Source organism: Caulobacter sp. GW822-FHT01G02, from assembly GCF_058802865.1.
In genome coordinates this window covers 1-15,212 of sequence record NZ_JBXAON010000008.1, presented here as the reverse complement: position 1 = coordinate 15,212, position 15,212 = coordinate 1, and the positions used below count along the sequence as shown (strand labels likewise).

Here is a 15,212-nt window from a genome sequence, read left to right as displayed (position 1 = left end):
TTAGATTGATATTCTCACCGTCGAATGATCTGTGGCAACCCGTGCCGGCAGAATCTCGTATGGCGCGTGGGGAGGCGAGCGATGCAGCAGATCAAGCCCAGCGGCCGTCTCATGCTGGCGACCGGCATTGTCGGCGCCGCATTTTGCCTGCGCCTGGTGTTCGCCAGCCTGTCGGTGCGCTTGCCCGAGGTCGTGCATGAGACCGGAATGACCGCCTGGCAGGTCGGGCTGCTGGCCACCTTGCCGGTGCTGTGTCTTGGCCTGTGCGCGCCCTTGGCGCCGCGGTTGGCCCATCGGCTGGGGACCGAGCGCGCGCTTTTTGGCGCCTTGGCGCTGATCGGGCTTGGAACCGCCGGGCGCGCGCTCGGGGCGGTGTGGGCCCTGTTTGCCTTTTCCATCCTCGCCGGCGCGGCGATCGCCATAGCCAACGTCTTGCTGCCGACCCTGGTAAAGCGGGATTTCGAGGATCGGACCGCAATCCTGACCGGCGCCTATGTCACGGCGATCTCGGGCGGCGCGGCCTTGGCGGCCGCCGTCACCGTGCCTATCGAGACCGCGCTGGGCGGTGGCTGGCGCGTGGGCCTGTCGATCTGGGCGGCGCCGGTGGTGGGGGCCTTGCTGCTGTGGTCGCTACAGCTGGGGCGAAAGGTCGAGCGCGACGATCTGGTCGTCGAACCGGTCGTGGGCCTGTGGCGCGATCGACTGGCATGGAGCGTGGCCCTGTTCATGGGCCTGCAGTCGGCGCTCGCGTTTTGCGTGCTGGGCTGGTTGGCGCCGATCCTGCGGGAACGGGGATTGGACGCGGTGACGGCGGGACTGGTGCTGTCCGTCCTGATCGTAGTCCAGTTGGCGACCTCGCTCACCGTGCCCTCGCTCGCCACGCGCAAGCCGGCTCAGTCGATGATCGCGGTCGTGCTTTCGGTGGCCGCGGCGGCCGGACTATTGGGCCTGCTGCTGGCGCCGCTTTCCGGCGTCTGGGTCTGGGCGGTCATCCAGGGGCTGGCTCAGGGGGGATTGTTCGCCTTGGCCTTGACCATGGTCCTGCTGCGCTCGCCCAACAGCCATGTCGCATCGCACCTGTCAGGCATGGCCCAAAGCGTTGGCTACGTCCCGGCCGCGTTTGCGCCGCTCAGCGTCGGGCTCGTCCGTCAGTGGACGGGCGGGTTCCAGGCCGTCGCCGGCCTAGTGGTGGTTATCGGGGCCGGTCTGGTCGTCACCGGCCTGATCGCCGGCCGCGCCAGCCTAGTCTCGGCCCAGGTGTCGCCGACCTCGGTCAAGCTGGCGCGGGCCTAACGGGATGAACGCTCAGGACGGAGTCACCATGCGGTTCGCAAACAAGGTCGCCATCGTGACGGGAGCCGGCGGCGGCATTGGCAAGGTCACGGCGCTGCTGTTGGCGGCGCAAGGGGCGTTCGTCGCCGTCAACGACCTTGACGAGGCCGCCGCCCTATCGAGCGTCGCCGACATCCGCTCGGCGGGCGGCCAAGCCCTCGCCATACCGGGCGACGCCTCCGACGAGACGGTAGCGGCGCAGGCCGTCGCCGAGGTGATGCAGGCCCGCGATCGGATCGACATCCTAGTGAACAACGCCGGCTTGTCGGTCGTCGCGCCCGCCGAGGATTTCGTGGCCTGGGACCGGGTGCTGCGCATCAATCTCTATTCGCAATTTTTCTGGTCGAAGGCGGTCGCCAAGGCGGCGATGATCCCGGCCGCGCGGGGCGCGATCATCAATGTCGCCTCCATTGCCGGCCTGGCCGCTGTGCCCCATCAACTGGGCTACGTGGTCTCCAAGCATGGCGTGATCGGCCTGACGCGGTCCTTGGCGGTCGAATGGGGACGCTATGGCCTGCGGGTCAACTGCGTGTGTCCGGGCATTACGGCCACCGACCTGACCACCGGGGCCGATGGCATGGCTTCCGAGCGGCTGCGCGCCCGGATCGCGCGCGTCCCGCTCGGGCGCATGGGGACCGCGCAGGAGCAGGCCGAGGCGATCGCCTTCCTGGCCTCTGACGAAGCCTCCTATCTCACGGGGCTGATCCTCAACGCCGACGGCGGGCAGATGGCGCTCCATTCGGGGGTGATGATGTCGGCCTGAGCGGCGGCGCCCATGCAGCGCCTGGCGAGCGAGCCCGCGACGGAGCCAACGAAAAGCTGAACAAGCTTGTCAATTTCGTTCAAGATTAGAAGATCGGTTTCGAAGGCTGGCGTCGGGGGTTTCCGGCGCCGCCGCGTTCAGCGCCCGAGCGCGCAAGGAATAGGGCTTCATCATGTATCGGCGGATTGTTCTGGCCTATGACAGCACCAAGGCGGGGCGCGCGGCGTTGCGAGAGGGCGCGTTGCTGGCCAAGCGATGCGGCGCCAAGGTCTTCCTGCTGTCGGTCCTGGCCGAAAGCGGCGGCTTGGCTCTCGCCGAGGGCGCGCATGTCGGCGCGGCCCACGGCCACTTGGAAGCCTATCGCGCCGTCCTCGACGAAGGGCTTCGAAAGCTGGAGATGCTGGGCTTGGATTCAACCGGCGCGCTGGTTCGCGGCGAGCCGGCCCAGCAGATCGGAGACTACGCCAGAAAGGTCCGCGCCGATTTGGTCGTGGTCGGTCACCGCAAGCGTAGCTTGCTTGAGCGTTGGTGGAGCGGCGCCAACGGGGCCTACATCGTCGATAATCTCGATTGCAGCCTGCTGGTGGCGCGAAGCGACATCAGCGATCAGGACTTCGAGGCCGAGTTTTCCAAAGCCGCCCAGCACCTAAACGCCTAGGTGAGCCGATAACGGAGCGGGGCCAGCGGCGGCGGCAGGTCGGATCGCCCGATGGCGTGTAGAAGCTCGCGCTCAACGGTGCGCACCAGGGCGTCGAGTGGAAGGTCGTTGTGGTCGGTTCCGAACGGATCCTCCAGCTGGTCTCCCAGCGCGTCCAGGCCAAAGAAAGTGTAGCTGGCGATCAGCACCAGCAGCGGCGTCCACCAGCCTAACGCCGGCGCCAGGGCGAACGGCAGCAGCAGGCAAAACAGCAAGGCCGTCCGATGCAGCAGCAGCGAATATGCGAAGGGCAGGGGCGTTGTCTTGATCCGCTCGCAGCCGGCCTGGACCTGGCTAAGGTCCGATAGCTGACTTTCCAAAACCGCATAGTGGATGTCGGAGAGCGCCTTTTGCGCCGCCAATCGCGCGCATTGCGCGCCGACCTCGGCCAGCACCGCATCAGTGGGGTTGGGCGGTTCAGGCTCGTCGTCGGCGGCGATCCAGGGCCTGATCGCGGCGGATTCGTCCTGATCCCGCAGCCGGGCGGCAAGGCCATGGGCGAAGCCGCAGAGACCCAGCAGCAGGGGCTCTCGGACCTCGGCGTCGAGGACGGCGGTCTGGCGCGCGAAGGACCGGGCGGCGATGATCAATCGCCCCCAGAGCTTGCGCGCTTCCCACCAGCGATCATAGCAAGCGTTGTTGCGGAAGCTCATGAAGATCGACAGCGCCAGGCCGATCAAGGTGAAGGGCATGGCGCCAAGGTGACCCATGGGCTCGGGCAAGGTGCGGTGGAGTAAGACCGCGCCGACTGAGATCGCCGCCAATATCAGCAAGCGGCCGGCGATCTTGGGAACGATGGAGCCGTGCATCGCCGTCAGGACCTCGCCCAGTCCTGGTCTGTCTCTGACGATCATCGACGCTCACCCTCTCAATCGATCGTGCCTTACGCGAGCAATGAGGCGCGGACTGGGCGTCAGCCTCGGGACGGACGCCCAGCGCTTGTGAGGGCCGTCGCGTGCGCGGATGCTTGAATAGGGCGTCGGTTTTCCCTGATCTCGATATCGCGGTGCGCTGCGCGCGCGAAGCTATTTAAGCGCCCCAGTTTCGAAATGGCTTACCGTAGCGTCGTGATCATTTGGAAAAATAGCGGAAATTAGTGGGCTCTTTATCGGAAATCGCCAAGCGCGGTGATTGACGGAGGCGCCGGCTTGGCACTACCCGTGAGACGCGCCGGCGCCAAGGATCGGACGCATAGAGGTCACAGATTGGGGAGTGTGATGTCAGAAGCTAAATCCAGCCTCGACACCAAGGGTTACACCGTCAGAGACGCCTATTTCGGCCGGCCATACATCGATCGCGATGAGCTTCGCCAGCAGCCCTATCCCCACCGCAACGTCCACGGCGGGTTCGAAAACACCGACACGCGCTTCACCTTCTATTTTCCGGACGCGGGCGAGTGGGGCGGGCGCATGTACCACCCGCTCGAGGGCGCGCACGCGGGCCATGAAGAAGCGTTCGCCGGCGCCATGGGCGCCATTCTTGGCGGACTGGAGATGATGACCAAGCTGGGCGGCTACATGGTCGAATCCAATTCGGGCCATATCGGCGACGACGTGGATCCAAGGGCCGGCGTCGATCCGGGTCTCTATGGCTATCGCGCCAGCGTCGAGAGCGCCCGCTTCTCCAAGCATATCGCCAAGCAGGTCTACGGTCGGGAGCCGGATTTCAGCTATGTCTGGGGCGGCAGCGGCGGCGGCCGCCGCTCGCCCTTGTGCCTCGAATACTGCGACGGCGTCTATGACGGCGCCCTCCCGTTCATGGGCGGCGGCAACATCGAGCCGCACGGCACCAATTCGCGCGTGCGGAGCGAGCAGCCCTTATCGTTTGGCGCGATGTTCAACGTTCAGCGCCTGCTGCGCGGCGGCAAGCTCGAACGCGTCATCGACGCCATGCAACCCGGCGGCGGCGGCGATCCCTTCCTGGGGCTGAACACCCACGAACGCGAGGAGTTGGCCAACCTCTATCGGCTGGGATATCCCCGCGGCGACGAATTCATGATCGCCAAGCCCATGGGCCAGATCTGGCTGTGGTCGTCTATCGCCGACATGTTGCTGGAAGAGGACGCCGATTACTTTAAGGCCTTCTGGACCCAGCCAGGCTATGTCGGTTTCGATCAGCCAGAAGCCGTGCGCGACGATCTGATCGACCAGGTCCTGCCCGTCACCCGCGTCATCACCGCTCAGGACCTGCTGAGCGGAGAGGATTTCGCGGGTCCCGAATTCGCCGACGCCAAGCCGATGGCGATGTTCATGGCCTCCTCGACGGGGCAGTTCGACATGCCCATCGGCGTCGAGGTCAAGGGCTTGGGCGAGGGCTACCGCAGCGGGACCGGCGTTCGTGTCGTTTCCGGCGCCGCGCAAGGACGTCAGCTCTACTGCACCAAGTCGATCGGCGACATGCTGTTCTGTGATGGCCGCGCCGAAGCCAATCTGAAGCGGTTCCGCGGCGTCCAGGTCGGCGACGAGGTGCATGTCGACAACCACGCCTTCCTGGCCTTCTGCTACGCTTACCGGCACCATATTTCCGATGATCCCCTGAACGACTTCCTCCGGGTCGATGGCCAGCCGATCTATCCCCAGCACGGCCTGCCGATGCAGTCGCCGCTTATGGGCGTGCCCTATTCGGGGCAGTACGAGGGCAAGCTCCTGTGGATCCACCACACCCACGACGCCTCGCTCTGGCCGCCTCAGGGCGTGATCTACAAACGCGCCGTGGAGCAGGCCCAAGGTGCGGAAAAGGCTCGTGAACGGTTCCGGCTGCAGTGGACCCAGAACGCTGAGCATGTCCCGCCGATGCTCCTGCCTTCCGACCCCAAACGCGCCACCGCCACTTGGCTGATCGACTACATGCCCAGCGTCGAACAAGGGCTGGTCGATCTCGCTGCCTGGGTGGAGAAGGGCGTGGCTCCCCCCGAGACGCAGTATAGCTTCGTCGACGGCAAGATCAGCCTGCCGCCGACCGCCAAGGCGCGCGGGGGCACTCAGCCCGTGGTGTCGGTGACCGCCGACGGCGCCTTGCGCCGCCAGATCTCGCCCGGCGGACAGGTCGAGCTGACGGTGAGGGCCGAGGCGCCGCCCGGTGCGGGAACCTTCACGCGGGTCGATTGGGACCTGGATGGTTCGGGGAGCTTCGCCGTCAATCAGCCGATCGCGCCGGGCCAGACCGAACTGACCCTGTCGCTCGCCTATGCCTATGACCGGCCGGGTACGTATTTCGCCACGGCCCGGGTGAAGTTGAACCGCGAGGGTGACCCGACAGCTCGCCGGCAAATCGAAAACGTGGCGTCGGCCCGCATCGTCGTGAGCTAGTCCGCCGCGTCCAGTAACCCGGCCGCAGGCCGGGTTACCGGATCTAAATATTCAGAACGAGATTCTAGATACAGAACTCTTGACTGGACACCGTTCTCCAAAGGCCTCTAATGGCCAAGGGCGTGCGATCCCGAAATGGGAATTGAGGTCACGGTTTAGGCCAGCCGTCGCGACGCCCCGCCAAGAACGAGCAAGCCGAACACAGTCGGCGAAACCTTAGGGAGCAAGCGGTGAAAGACAGACTGAAACTTCAGCTGGCGATCTGCGCCATGATCGCCGGCGCGGCGACGCTGTACGGGTCGCCATCCTCTGCGGCCGCCGCGGCGACGTGCGACGTGAAGGCCATCCAAGCCATCTCGCCGGCGGACACCACCATTGTTTCGGCCGTGCCGACCGCCGCGCCGACGCCGCACTGCAAGATCGACGGCTATGTGACCACGACCCATGCCGGCGGCGCGACCAACAAGGCCAATTTCCGGCTCCAGTTGCCCGACGAGGGCTGGACCAAGCGCTACTATTTCATCGGCATGGGCGGTTCGGCCGGCTATGTGCCGACCGATTCCCAAATCCCCGGCGGCAATCCCCTGGTCAAGGGTTTCGCCGTCGCCGGCACCGATACCGGCCACCAGGGCAACATGCTGGATTGGGGCTTCCTCAGCGACCCGGTGCTGGCTGAGGACCACATCCATCTGGCCGCCCACGCCACGGCCGTGGCCACCCAGCAAATCACCCGCGCCTATTACGGCGGGCCGACCTTCTATCGCTACTTCTCGGGCTGTTCGGGCGGCGGGCGCATGGCGACCGAATCCATCCAGCGATATCCGGGTGATTTCGACGGGGTCCTGCTGGGCGCGCCCGGCGGGCGCAGTTCGGCGACCATGCTGGCGTTCATCAACGCCGCCCAGCAAGCCCAGCGCGAACCGGGCGCCTGGCTGTCGCCGGCCAAGCTGGCCATGGTCGATCGCAAGGTCACGGCCGATTGCGATGAACTCGACGGCGCCAAGGACGGCGTCATCTGGGACCACACCGCCTGCCGCTTCGACTTCACCAAGATCAAGTGCGCGTCGGCCGATGGCCCCGAATGCCTGACCGCCGCCGAACTGAAGACCTTGCAGGCGATCGTGGCCGGTCCGCGCGGACCCAAGGGCGCGATCAAGGTCGGCTTCCCCGTTTCCAACATCGGCATTTGGGCCGGGTTCCTGGGCATGGTGCCGCCGCCTTGGTCGGACGCGCCGACCAACGAGAACATCGCCAAGTCCTCGGCCGGCTACGTCATCGGCAGCTCGCTGGCCAAGGTCTATTTCGGCAAGGACTTCGACGCGTTGAAGGACTTCGACTTCAACAACCAGGATCAGATCGACGCCTGGTGGAAGGCGGCCCAAAGGGTCGGCTATGGCTACCCCTATAGCGCCGATCTGCGCGGCCTGCAGAAGAGCGGGGGCAAGGTGCTGATGTGGAACGGTGTCAGCGATCCTTGCTGCATCGACACCGAAATGCAGCAGTACTACGCCGACGCCGCGGCCAAGGTCGGCGGCATGGCGGCCCTGCGTGAGTTCGCCAGCTTCTACCGTGTTCCTGGCATGGGCCATTGCGGCGGCGGCACCGGCCCGCAAGACGCCCCCGACGTGCTGCTCGACCAGCTGATCAACTGGGTGGAAAAAAGCCAAAAGCCCGGCCCGGCCGTCGCCCACCGCGGCGCCGATCGCGTGCAGCTGACCTTCGCCGATCCCAAGACCAAGCAGGTCTCCGGTGTTCTGGTGCCGCCGCCGACCGGCGAGGCCCGCGACTTCCTGCTCTGCCCCTATCCGCTGGTCGCGAGTTTCGACCGCTCGAAGGCCAGCGTCCCGGGCGCGGTTGGCGAGGCCCACAACTGGTCCTGCAAGGCGCCGGTCAAGGTGGCGTCCCGCTAGATCGATCGCCGGCCCCGGCGCTCAAGCCGGGGCCGGTCCGCATCGCGCCGTGCAAGGCGGTCCCGCCACGCCGACCCCACTGTCCGGCGCGCCAGCCGACATCGCCTCACAGAACGCCTTCAGAGGCGGTCCGGACGATCGTCAACGCGCCTCCGAGCCGTCCGCCTTCCAGGCCGCCGTCAGGAACAGGCGCCGTCGGGTGGCCAGATCGCCCGCCGTAAAGGCGTCAAGGACGGCGCCGGGCTGGGTTGCGGCCTGACTTTGCTGGACCCCGAACGGCAAGAGAATCTCGACGAACAGCTCGACCATCGGGTTGGCGCACTGCGTCGCGGCGAACGTGCAAAAATCACCAAAGGCGATCGTCTCGCGGGCCTGGGGCTGTTTGCGCCCGCCAGCCAGCCTTGCCGCGCGAGCCTGGTTCAGGCCTTCCAGGATCAATTGGGTCAGAAAGGCGTGGATGTCGGCGGGAGCCGGCGCGCTGCGTGCAAGGAAGGCTGCGGCCTGGGCGATGGTCCGCGCGCGGTTGGGGGTGGCGACATAGAGCCCGCCCTTGCGGCCCCGGATGAACTCCACCGCCGAGTGCTCCTCGAGCATTCGCACGGCCTGGCGCAGGATGGTCGTGCTGGCGCCATATCGCGCCATCAATTCGGCGCCGCTGCCGATACGCTCTCCGGCTCGCCAGCCCTTGGAGCGGATCTCGCGCAGAATTTCGCGGGTCAGGCGTTCGGCTTGGTTGCCCGCGCGGTTGAACTCGGGCCGACCCGGATCGCCGGTCTTCGGCGGCGAGCCCGGGTCGTGGTCGGTCTCGTTCCAGGTCGGCCACCTGGCGTGGAACATCGCCAGCATCCGGCGGCGACAGTCGAACAGCGTGGGCGTATCGCCGGCGATCAGCGCTTCAGCGGCTTCGCGCGTGATGCGCCAGGCTTCTCCGCGCTCGCTCTCAACGCTGACATTGATGCTGTAAGGCATGATGTCGCTGGCGAACTCGCTGGCCGTCCGATTGGCGAGCAGCACCGCCGGTTCGCGCGAGGCGGTCCGGATCGCCTGATGCAGTAGGCGGTGGCCCCCCACCGCCTGAAATTGGGCCTCGGCCATCCGATCGAGGCGATGGATCAGGCCCCGGATCCGCTCGCAGGCTTCTGGGCCTAGACGGGGCGCTCCATGGAGAAAAAGGTGGGTCTCGAGCGCGTAGGGCAGGACGCCCAATTGCTGGATGTCGCGGGTCAGGCTCTCGACCAAGATCGACAGCGAGCGCGCGACGAAGTCCGGATTCGGCTCGGCCACCACCAACCCACCGCCGGGGCCGCGCCGCATGTAGGCCACGCCCCGTTCCTCCAGGATGCGTACGGCCTGGCGGAAGACGGCGCGTCCTGCGCCATGCGAGGCGCGCAGGTCCTGTTGCGATGCGATCACCGTTCCGGGGGGCGAGCGGGCGCTCAGCACCTCGCGCGCGATTCTTTCCGCCAGCCGAGCGCCCGCCGAATCCGGCCCGAAATCCGCCGGTGGCGACACGGCGTCAAACGGTTCTGTCGTCAACTGCGGAGACCCCGGCCCAATCTGCCCTTCTTCCTAGTAGACAGATTGGCGTCGGATGAAAACAGGCGCCTATTTTAGCCTACTGGCCCCGCCTTCCAGATTGGCTAAGGGCGGGGCGCCTCAGCAGCGGATCGAGGGCCAAGACGCCCGTCAGCGGTCCGCCAACGCCAGCATCTCCGCGAGGGTCTGGGTCAAAAAAAGTGCGCCGCCCCGGGAGGCGGCGCTCATCGCGTCGTGACGTGGCGCGCCGGCGTTGGACCGGCGCGACACAGGGATCAATGGAACGCGTAGCGAAGCTCGAAGACCACCTGGCGCGGCGCCCCGTAGAGGAAGGTCCCGACGCCGAACTGCGTTGAGAGCTGATTGTTGCTGCCCACCACGTAGTCCTTGTCGAAGGCGTTGCGGACATAGAAGGCCGCGCTGACCGGGCTTTGGCGGATATCGCGCCAGTCGACCCGCAGATCGACCCGCGTGTAGCCGGGCACATTGGCGCCCATCGCCGAGAGGGCCACGGCGGGATTACCGTTGGGCTTGTTGGCCGGATCCAGCGCCATGCCGCTTTGGTAGTAGATGCTGGCCAGGGCGCTCAGCGAGCCCCAGTCGCCGGCCAGGTCGTAGGTGAAGCGCGGCGTCAGGGTCAGCTGGTGCTTGGGCGTGTTGGGGAACCGGCTGGAGGTCAGATCGCCCTGCACCGGATCTTCGTATTTGTCGTAGCTGGCGTCCATGTAGGTGTAGATCAGCGAGACGTCGAAATGGGCCGCCAGCTGGGCCGCCACATCGACGTCGAGCCCCTTGATGCTCCCGGACGCGGCGTTGCGCGTGACGGTCGAGGCGGGGGTCGTGGGCAGGTTAATGAAGCGCTGGATGTTGGTGTAGTCGTCGTAGAAGGCGTCGACGGCGTAGCGGAAATGCATGTCGCCCAGGGTGGTTTGACCCTTCACGCCGACTTCGTGGTCGGTGACGAACTCAGGCTGGAAATACTTGTCCGCCGCCGAGAGCGCCGTGCCGTTGAAGCCGCCGGATTTGTAGCCGCGCCGCACCGTCGCATAGGCGCTGAGGTTGGGCGTGAAGGTGTAGTTGGCTGCGACGTTCCAGGTCGTGGCCTTGAAGACGCCCGACGAGGACGGGCCCGTCGCGGTGGGGCCGGTGGGCACGGGTTGTCCAGGCAGGACCAGGAAGGTCTGGGAGAACGAGCGCCGATAGTCTTCCGTCCGGCGGATCCCGCCTGTCAGGGTCAGCTTCTGGGTCGCCTTCCAGTCCACCTGGCCGAAGACGGCCTCGGACGAGTTGGAGCTGTTGCCATAGGCGATGGCCTGGATGGCGACGCCATTGGGGAAGGCCAGCGCCAAGGGCGGCGCCAGGGCGCCCAGCACGGGCGCGGAGAAGAACTGCTTGGTGTCGAAGCCCACATTGACCGGCGATTTTGTGTTCTCCCGGTAGTAACCGACCACGGTGTTGACCGCGTTCCAGCTGGTCTGGATCTGGAACTCCTCCGTCGTGGACTCGATCTTCTTACCCGGCGGGTTGGTGACGTTCAGAAGGTCGAGCGGCGTGGAGTCCAGGTCGTAGGACTGCCCGCCGGTGTAGTGACGGTTGCTGACGATGTTCTTCAGCGTGATGTGGTCGGTCAGGCGTAGGGAGGTCGAGTTGAGGATCCCGTGACCATCGAGGACCGTATAGTCGGGCCAACTGGCGTTGATGACACGCGGCCCGCGCGCCTTTTGGGCCGCCAGGTAGCCTTGCAGCTGCGACAGGATCGGGGCGTTGTTGATATTGGGCGCCACGAAGGCGAGGCTCGAGCCCGAGCCGCTCTCCTTGACCTCGTCATCCTGATAGATGGTGAGGTTCTCGAACCCGTCGAAGGGCCGGAGAAGCACGCTGGCGCGAACGCTTCGGCGGTTCTCGTCGTCGAGCTTTCGCCCGTTGTAGAGGTTCTTGGTGTATCCGTCGCGATTGAGGGTCTGACCCGCGACGCGGACCATGAGCTTGTCGCCGATGATCGGGCCGCCGACGGCGAATTCAAGATCGTGCCGGTTCAGGTCGCCGACTCGCCCGACGACGTAGCCGCTGAGGGTCTCCGTCGGACGTTGCGGCGAGAACAGCACAGCGCCGCCGGTGGTGTTTCGCCCAAACAACGTCCCCTGCGGCCCTTTGAGAACCTGCACGCTCTGAAGGTCGAAGATCGCGCTCGAGAAGTCGGGCACTTCGGCGAAATAGGCGACGACGCCCGGCGAATTCTGTCCGAACGCCTGTCCCTGCCCCCGGATGGAATAGGTGACGTTGTTGCGGTTGCCCGTGGTGTTCTGGATGGAAAGGCCTGGCGCGACGACGGTCAGGTCGTTGACGTTCTTGATGTTCTTTTCTTCCAGCTGACGCTCGCTCACCGCCACCACAGCGATCGGCACGTCCTGCAGCCGCTCTTCGCGCCGGCGAGCCGTGACCACCACCTCTTCTAGCGTGTTGGCCGCGGGCGCTGTGGACGTGGTCTGGGCCAGGGCGATGGATGGCAAGGTCAGGCAACTGCTCGCGCAGAGCCAGAAAAGGCCGACCTTGCGCACAGCGCGCACGACTTCGCCCGCGCCGAATTTCGGCTGGTTCATGTTTTCCTCCCCGTCGGCCTGAGCACCGATCACTGATGCCGGATCGCCATTTTAAGGCGCCTGACTTGAACGCATCCTATGCACATGTTTTTGAGCTGTACAAGAATGTGCTTCTCAATAGAGAAGGAACGGGCGGCAGACTGTGTCTGCCCGTCCCGGCGCGCTGGAAGCCGATGGCGTCCGCCGAAAGAGCGCGGCTCGGCCGGGCGTTCGACGGTCCGCCGGCGCCGGCGGCCTTCCATCTTGCCGTTGGCGCAGGTCACCAGGTTGCGCTTGTTCCAGGCGTCCAGTTCGTCGCGCGGATAGAGCACGGCTCTGCCGATCTTGACGAAGGGCGGACCGATCCGCTGGGTGCGCCAATTCTCCAGCGTCCCCGTCGAGATCTGACCGCGGTAGCGCTCGGAGACCTCCTCGGTGGTCAGGAACTGTCTCATCGGCGCCTCTAGGATCAGACGGCCCTGCCGCCGCCAGATCCCGGGCTTGGCTCAGGCGCGCAGCTCGCAAGGCGTGCTGCGCCAACCGGAGGCGTCTAGGTGCGACGCGACGACCTGGGCGATGGAAGCGTTCGATGTCGCCCGCGCCAAGGTCTACACGCTCGGGTCAAAGCCCGGATGCGCCAGCGACGCCGCTCCCCTGGCGTTGCCCGACGGCTATGAGGCCCAGGCCAAAGAGGCTGTCGCCCTGCAGGTGGAGCGCGCCGGCGTTCGCCTGGCTCTGCTGCTCAACGAGGCGTTCAAGTAGAGGGGCGGTGTCGCCACCGCCTCTCGATCGCCGAGGTCAGGCGGGCTTGGCGCCCGGCGCGCCGCACTTGGCGAACTTGCCCTTGGCGTCCTTGCACATGTTCGGTTTGGCCGGAGCAGCCGCAGCCGGACACTTGATGAACTTGCCTTTGGCGTCGCGGCACGGGGCGGCGGCCAGGGCCGCGCTGGATGCGGAAAGCGCCATGACCATGGCGGCGGCGAGAGCGAGGGACTTGCGCATGTTTCCTCCTGTCAGCGCGAGAGCGCGACGTCGCGCCCGATTGGTGACGCTTTCAAGGCGACCCACGATGAGCACCTCCTGGTTTTGAGTTTTCAAAACTTGCAATTCAGGCGGGAACACTTCTAGCTCTAAAGCTCAAGCTTCGGGGGAGCATGCTGCGCGCCATCGACCTGGAAAATACTGTCGATAGGCGGCTGTTACCAATGCGCACGGGGGGGGACGCGATCCTGTCGCGGCAGATCACGGGCGCGGCGCGTGCCGCCTCGAAGGTGAACATTAGGGTGCGGCCAAGCGGCGCCGCCACTGGCGCACGCGCTGCAGCTTGACGGTCATGCGGCGGATGATCCGCTCGGGGTTGGGGCGCGCGCTGAAGGCGCGTGAAGCGGACATGGCGACTTCGAGTTCTTGAATTGTTCTCATCCCGCGAGGCAAGAAAGTCAATCGGATTCGAAAGCGGGTTTGGCGCCGCAAGAGCGGGCGGACCATTGGGGCGATCAGCGGCTGCTTCAACGCAGCTTGGCGTCGGAACGGTTGGTGTCCACGAGATCAAAGGCGTTCGGTCGGCATGATAATAAAATGAAGTTATTTTTATAATTGCCACTAAGCGTGGATTGAGGTGAATTTCGTGGCTCTGGCTTGTGGTCAGCGTCAAAAAAGCGGGGAGGATCATCGCCATGGATCGCCAGTTGAGACCTAAACGTCGTTGGGTGGTCCCAGGGATCGCGGCGCTTTCCCTCCTGGCGGCCGCCGGCTTGGCGCGGGCGGACGATCCGCCGCCGCCGCTCAAGGACAATGGTCTGGCGCGCACGCCGCCGATGGGCTGGAACAGCTGGAACAGGTTCGCCTGCGATGTCGACGAGACGCTGATCCGCAAGACCGCCGACGCGATGGTCAGTTCCGGCATGCGCGAGGCGGGCTATCAGTACGTGGTGATCGACGACTGCTGGCACGGCGCGCGCGACGCGCACGGCGATATCCAGCCCGACGCCAAGCGCTTCCCCAGCGGCATGAAGGCCTTGGGCGACTACATCCACGCCAAGGGCTTGAAGTTCGGCATCTATTCGGACGCGGGCCTGAAGACCTGCGGCGGCCGCCCCGGCAGCTGGGGGCATGAGTATCAGGACGCCAAGCAATATGCGGCCTGGGGCGTGGACTATCTGAAGTACGACTGGTGCATGGCCGGCGCGCAGGACGCCCGCTCGGCCTACTACATCATGTCGGCGGCCCTGCAGGCGAGCGGCCGCGATATCGTGCTGTCGATCTGTGAGTGGGGGACTTCCAAGCCCTGGCTGTGGGCCGACAAGGTCGGCAATCTCTGGCGCACCACCGGCGACATCTACGACAAGTGGGAGGGTGTGCGCGACTACAGCTCCGGCGTGATGAACATCGTCGACAAGCAGGCCGAACTCTATCCCTACGCCCGTCCTGGCCACTGGAACGACCCGGACATGCTGGAGGTGGGCAACGGGGGCATGACCGCCGAGGAGTATCGCTCGCACTTCAGCCTCTGGGCGATGCTGGCCGCGCCGCTGATCGCCGGCAACGACATCGTCAGCATGGACGCCTCGACCCAGGCGATCCTCACCAACCGCGAGGTCATCGCGGTGGATCAGGATCCGCTCGGCCAACAGGCGCGACGGGTGTCCAAGGAAGGCGACCTGGAAGTCTGGATCCGGCCTTTGCAGGGCGGGGGCAGGGCCGTCGTCCTGCTCAATCGCGGCGCGGCGCCGGCCCAGATCAGCCTCGACTGGAGCCAGATGGATTACCCGGCGACGCTGCAGGCCAAGGTTCGCGATCTCTGGGCGGGCAAGGACGTCGGGATCCATACGGGCCGGTACCAGGCGACCGCGGCGTCGCATGGCGTCGTCATGTTAAAAGTCCAGCCGTGACCTCGGTGTAAAATAAGCAAAAATATTTTTCTAAATCCCTTGGCGGCCCGGTTTCGCACGGGTAAGCCAGGGCAAGAGACCGTTGGCCATCGGCCGCGCGTCCAGCTTAGGGAGGCGAGGCGCGCCATGGTTCGGATCGGCATCGATTTTGGCGGCACGAAGATCGAGGCCGCGGCCCTGTCGGAAGACGGGCGGC

General features: G+C 65.8%; 12 protein-coding genes. 7 read left to right on the top strand and 5 right to left on the bottom strand.

The genetic code is table 11. From position 1 onward, the window contains the following. Positions 1–81: 81 nt before the first annotated feature. From AC1RNC_RS21475 to AC1RNC_RS21465, 3 genes are all read left to right on the top strand, one after another. On the top strand, positions 82–1,293 hold the full coding sequence (locus AC1RNC_RS21475; RefSeq protein WP_492888280.1) for a CynX/NimT family MFS transporter: 1,212 nt from the start codon (positions 82–84) through the stop codon (positions 1,291–1,293). Positions 1,294–1,321: 28 nt separating this feature from the next. Next, on the top strand, positions 1,322–2,095 hold the full coding sequence (locus AC1RNC_RS21470; protein ID WP_492888279.1) for an SDR family NAD(P)-dependent oxidoreductase: 774 nt from the start codon (positions 1,322–1,324) through the stop codon (positions 2,093–2,095). Positions 2,096–2,267: 172 nt separating this feature from the next. After that, positions 2,268–2,753: a universal stress protein gene (locus tag AC1RNC_RS21465; RefSeq protein WP_492888278.1), complete on the top strand. Its 486-nt coding sequence runs from the start codon at positions 2,268–2,270 to the stop codon at positions 2,751–2,753. Here the strand turns inward: AC1RNC_RS21465 and AC1RNC_RS21460 are convergent. Further along, positions 2,750–3,646, bottom strand: a complete 897-nt coding sequence (locus tag AC1RNC_RS21460) for a bestrophin family protein (RefSeq protein WP_492888277.1) — start codon at positions 3,644–3,646, stop codon at positions 2,750–2,752. The two genes, AC1RNC_RS21465 and AC1RNC_RS21460, sit on opposite strands and share 4 nt — an antisense overlap. Positions 3,647–4,009: 363 nt before the next feature. On the opposite strand from AC1RNC_RS21460, the gene AC1RNC_RS21455 reads away from it, so the two are divergent. Together AC1RNC_RS21455 and AC1RNC_RS21450 are read left to right on the top strand one after the other, a co-directional pair. Further along, positions 4,010–6,100, top strand: a complete 2,091-nt coding sequence (locus AC1RNC_RS21455; protein ID WP_492888276.1) for a hypothetical protein — start codon at positions 4,010–4,012, stop codon at positions 6,098–6,100. Positions 6,101–6,330: 230 nt separating this feature from the next. Next, positions 6,331–8,010: a tannase/feruloyl esterase family alpha/beta hydrolase gene (locus AC1RNC_RS21450; RefSeq protein WP_492888275.1), complete on the top strand. Its 1,680-nt coding sequence runs from the start codon at positions 6,331–6,333 to the stop codon at positions 8,008–8,010. Positions 8,011–8,151: 141 nt separating this feature from the next. On the opposite strand, the gene AC1RNC_RS21445 is transcribed toward AC1RNC_RS21450, so the two are convergent. The 3 genes from AC1RNC_RS21445 to AC1RNC_RS21435 all read right to left on the bottom strand — a co-directional run bounded on the left by AC1RNC_RS21445 (position 8,152) and on the right by AC1RNC_RS21435 (position 12,580). Next, positions 8,152–9,423, bottom strand: a complete 1,272-nt coding sequence (locus AC1RNC_RS21445) for a GntR family transcriptional regulator (protein WP_492888274.1) — start codon at positions 9,421–9,423, stop codon at positions 8,152–8,154. 398 nt (positions 9,424–9,821) lie between these two features. Further along, positions 9,822–12,146 carry a TonB-dependent receptor gene (locus AC1RNC_RS21440; RefSeq protein ID WP_492888273.1) on the bottom strand — a complete coding sequence of 775 codons (2,325 nt, stop codon included), beginning with the start codon at positions 12,144–12,146 and terminating at the stop codon, positions 9,822–9,824. 29 nt (positions 12,147–12,175) lie between these two features. Next, positions 12,176–12,580 (bottom strand): helix-turn-helix transcriptional regulator, encoded by a 405-nt coding sequence (locus AC1RNC_RS21435; RefSeq protein WP_099582479.1) that lies wholly within the window; start codon positions 12,578–12,580, stop codon positions 12,176–12,178. Between the two features lie 46 nt (positions 12,581–12,626). Between AC1RNC_RS21435 and AC1RNC_RS21430 the strand changes: the two genes are divergently transcribed. Then, positions 12,627–12,887 (top strand): S1/P1 nuclease, encoded by a 261-nt coding sequence (locus AC1RNC_RS21430; protein WP_231737527.1) that lies wholly within the window; start codon positions 12,627–12,629, stop codon positions 12,885–12,887. A gap of 36 nt (positions 12,888–12,923) precedes the next feature. On the opposite strand, the gene AC1RNC_RS21425 is transcribed toward AC1RNC_RS21430, so the two are convergent. After that, positions 12,924–13,127 (bottom strand): hypothetical protein, encoded by a 204-nt coding sequence (locus tag AC1RNC_RS21425; RefSeq protein ID WP_062097789.1) that lies wholly within the window; start codon positions 13,125–13,127, stop codon positions 12,924–12,926. 674 nt (positions 13,128–13,801) lie between these two features. Between AC1RNC_RS21425 and AC1RNC_RS21420 the strand changes: the two genes are divergently transcribed. After that, positions 13,802–15,016: a glycoside hydrolase family 27 protein gene (locus AC1RNC_RS21420; protein ID WP_492888272.1), complete on the top strand. Its 1,215-nt coding sequence runs from the start codon at positions 13,802–13,804 to the stop codon at positions 15,014–15,016. The last annotated feature ends 196 nt before the right edge of the window (positions 15,017–15,212 follow it).

What these genes read in the sequence shown, in the direction of transcription:
- AC1RNC_RS21475 (WP_492888280.1), top strand. Translation starts at nt 82, where the DNA reads ATGCAGCAGATCAAGCCCAGCGGCCGTCTCATGCTGGCGACCGGCATT.
- AC1RNC_RS21470 (WP_492888279.1), top strand. Translation starts at nt 1,322, where the DNA reads ATGCGGTTCGCAAACAAGGTCGCCATCGTGACGGGAGCCGGCGGCGGC.
- AC1RNC_RS21465 (WP_492888278.1), top strand. Translation starts at nt 2,268, where the DNA reads ATGTATCGGCGGATTGTTCTGGCCTATGACAGCACCAAGGCGGGGCGC.
- AC1RNC_RS21460 (WP_492888277.1), bottom strand. Translation starts at nt 3,646, where the DNA reads ATGATCGTCAGAGACAGACCAGGACTGGGCGAGGTCCTGACGGCGATG.
- AC1RNC_RS21455 (WP_492888276.1), top strand. Translation starts at nt 4,010, where the DNA reads ATGTCAGAAGCTAAATCCAGCCTCGACACCAAGGGTTACACCGTCAGA.
- AC1RNC_RS21440 (WP_492888273.1), bottom strand. Translation starts at nt 12,146, where the DNA reads ATGAACCAGCCGAAATTCGGCGCGGGCGAAGTCGTGCGCGCTGTGCGC.
- AC1RNC_RS21435 (WP_099582479.1), bottom strand. Translation starts at nt 12,580, where the DNA reads ATGAGACAGTTCCTGACCACCGAGGAGGTCTCCGAGCGCTACCGCGGT.
- AC1RNC_RS21425 (WP_062097789.1), bottom strand. Translation starts at nt 13,127, where the DNA reads ATGCGCAAGTCCCTCGCTCTCGCCGCCGCCATGGTCATGGCGCTTTCC.
- AC1RNC_RS21420 (WP_492888272.1), top strand. Translation starts at nt 13,802, where the DNA reads ATGGATCGCCAGTTGAGACCTAAACGTCGTTGGGTGGTCCCAGGGATC.